This is a genomic window from Limibacillus sp. (assembly GCA_037379885.1).
GTDB lineage: Bacteria > Pseudomonadota > Alphaproteobacteria > Kiloniellales > CECT-8803 > JARRJC01.
In genome coordinates this window covers 1-2,498 of the sequence record JARRJC010000118.1, presented here as the reverse complement: position 1 = coordinate 2,498, position 2,498 = coordinate 1, and the positions used below count along the sequence as shown (strand labels likewise).

The following is a 2,498-nucleotide window of genomic DNA, read 5'->3' as shown; positions in this document are numbered from 1 at the left end:
CGCGGCGATCTTGAGTGTGTTGAGCAGGATGTCGCGGTAGAAAGGATCGCTCAGTGCTTCGCGCCAGTTGTCGAAGTAAAAGCCAATCTGGTCAGCACCGCTGGCGGTGCGGAGCCAGAATGAGTAGACCACAATAAACACTAGCGGCACGAAGAGTAGCAGCGTCACAGCCGTTAGCGCCGGGGACAACAGCACCCAGGGTTGTCGCGCTTCGCGTGCTTCTACTGACATTCGCCCGCCCTTCGGCGATTTCCAATCCTCGAAAGGCTTGCAGAGCGCAAAGTATTCTGCAAATAGATAGTAACAATCTTCGATATAGATTTTATGAATGATAGCTATGAACCTGAACCAATCCGCCGAAAGTCTTGCGCGCCAACTGGATTGGAACCTGCTGCGCACCTTCGTGGTTCTTGCCGAATCGCGCAGCGTAACAGAGGCAGCCGAACGTTTGCGCCTGAAGCAGCCGACAGTTTCGAATGCCTTGAAGCGGCTGGAGGAAAGGCTCGGCAAGCAATTGATCCTGCGCTCGCCCGGCCACTACGAATTGACCGAGGCGGGTCGCCTACTCCACCGCGAGGCGATCGACATTCATGGAGCGATCCTCAGACTAGACACGCTGATGCGCGAGATCACCGACGAGGTTCAGGGTCACGTGCGTATTGCCATGGCTAGCCATGTGATCTGTCCTCTGTTTGACGAGGCACTCAACGATTTCCACTTGCGTCATCCACGGGCCACACTCTCCATCGACGTATCTGCCAGCCGTGAGGCGGTAGCTTCGGTCCTGGCGCGCCGCGCTTCGCTCGCCATTTGCCTCATTCGCGAGCGCAGCCCCAAGCTGGAATACCGACGTCTGTATCGAGAATATTTCGGCCTTTTCTGCGGCCCCACACATCCACTTTTCGGACGTCAAGGCCTGTCGGTTTCAGACTTGGCGGGGCAGTCTTCGGTCAGCTTCGTCACCGACCAGATGACTGACGCCCTGCGCCCCGTCACGATGATGCGCGCGGAACTAGAACTCGACGAACGCGTTGTCGGCACCTCCGCCCACTTAGAAGAGGTCCGCCGCATGATTGTGGCTGGACTGGGGATAGGGCCACTTCCGATCCACGTGGTTCGCCGCGATGTCGAGGACGGCATGCTATGGCGCCTACCGCCCTATGACAGGCCGCCCGCGATCGACGTGCACATAGCCTGGAACCCCAAAGCCCGCCTGAATCGGGCCGAGGAAGCTATGCTTACAGCGCTTCTAAGCCGTATCGAAAGAACCCCCATTGAGGAGCGAACCTATCTTTAGGCTGGGTTTCCCGAGAGACCACGCCATGCCCGCTAATGGCTACAAGCGGACAAGGAAAGAGCGACTGCTTGCAGCACTTGCTATATCGGGACGCTATTCCCGAGGTTATGAACCTCCCGTTAGTTCGCGCAACTTCTTCTCGGCAGGCTTCAAGGATCTGGCTTCCTCTGCGATCCCAGCCCATGGATCACCCATGGCGCCCAGGCGTCGGAAGATTGTCTTCAAGGTGAAGCGCTGCGCTGTCAGGTCGCTCCGTCCAAGCTCTGACCAGCGCAGCGGCGTGGCAACCGGCGCACCCGGCTTGGCTCTGAGAGCGTAGGGTGCGACGCTGGTTTGGCCATAGGCGTTTCGCAGGTAGTCCAAAAAAACTCGATGGCCGCGCCTATCCTTGCGCTGCTCGCAAGTGAGGCGGTCGGGATGCCGTTTGGCCAGCAAGCGACAGAGGCTTTGCGCGAAGTCACGCACCCGATCGAAATCGGCGCTGCGATCTAGGGGCGTAACAATATGCAGCCCGCGAGATCCAGTAGTCATCAAGAAGCATGGCAGCCCAAGTTCCTCCAGGAAACTTCCAGCGTCCTCCGCAGCCCCGCGCACCTTCTCAAAATCCCCGTCCGAGGGATCGAGATCCAAAATCATTCGGTCCGGATGGTTCGGCTTCCCAGCGAGCGCCAGGGCCAGATGAGGGGTCACGCAGCCTTGGTTTGCCAAGTAGGCCAGCACCGCCTCATCGTTCGCGAGAACGTAGGTGATTTGCCCATCCGTCTTGGCGAGCGTCACGCGGTCGATCCAGTCGGGAAAGTGCGGAGGAATCTGCTTCTGAAAGAAGCCCTCCTCTTCTATGCCTTCGGGAAAGCGCTGCTGGGTCAAGGGACGGTCGTGATAGTAGACCGACGCCACTTCAGCAATGCGTCGGTAGTAGTCGACCACCTCGCCCTTGGTGATTCCGTCGGCCAGGAAGTAGAGCTTGCTGGGGTGGCTGACCTCCACGCGGTGCTGTCCGATCCTGAGACATTTCCCGCCAGTCACGACTTCCCTTCCTGCTTTTCCTCCTTGGAAACCTCACAAAGCGTGCGTCCGCTTACCACTGAGCGAGGCTCAGTTGAGATAGGGTTGCGCCGGGCGTCAGCCTCTTCGTCCTTCATCTTGATCAAGAGCCATTGCTCCTCATCGCCTGGCGTCTCCGCCTTTTCTATACGTTGGA

General features: G+C 58.6%; 3 protein-coding genes. 1 reads left to right on the top strand and 2 read right to left on the bottom strand.

Features of this window, described 5'->3' with window-relative positions; all coding sequences use genetic code 11:
* Positions 1–231: ABC transporter permease (locus P8X75_15145; protein ID MEJ1996517.1), on the bottom strand; the 231-nt coding region annotated here is incomplete at its 3' end.
* Positions 232–337: 106 nt separating this feature from the next.
* On the opposite strand from P8X75_15145, the gene P8X75_15140 reads away from it, so the two are divergent.
* Positions 338–1,297 carry a LysR family transcriptional regulator gene (locus tag P8X75_15140; GenBank protein ID MEJ1996516.1) on the top strand — a complete coding sequence of 320 codons (960 nt, stop codon included), beginning with the start codon at positions 338–340 and terminating at the stop codon, positions 1,295–1,297.
* Between the two features lie 105 nt (positions 1,298–1,402).
* On the opposite strand, the gene ligD is transcribed toward P8X75_15140, so the two are convergent.
* The gene (gene ligD / locus P8X75_15135; GenBank protein MEJ1996515.1) at positions 1,403–2,284 is read right to left on the bottom strand and encodes a non-homologous end-joining DNA ligase; all 882 of its coding nucleotides are present in this window, start codon (positions 2,282–2,284) and stop codon (positions 1,403–1,405) included.
* Between the last annotated feature and the right edge of the window lie 214 nt (positions 2,285–2,498).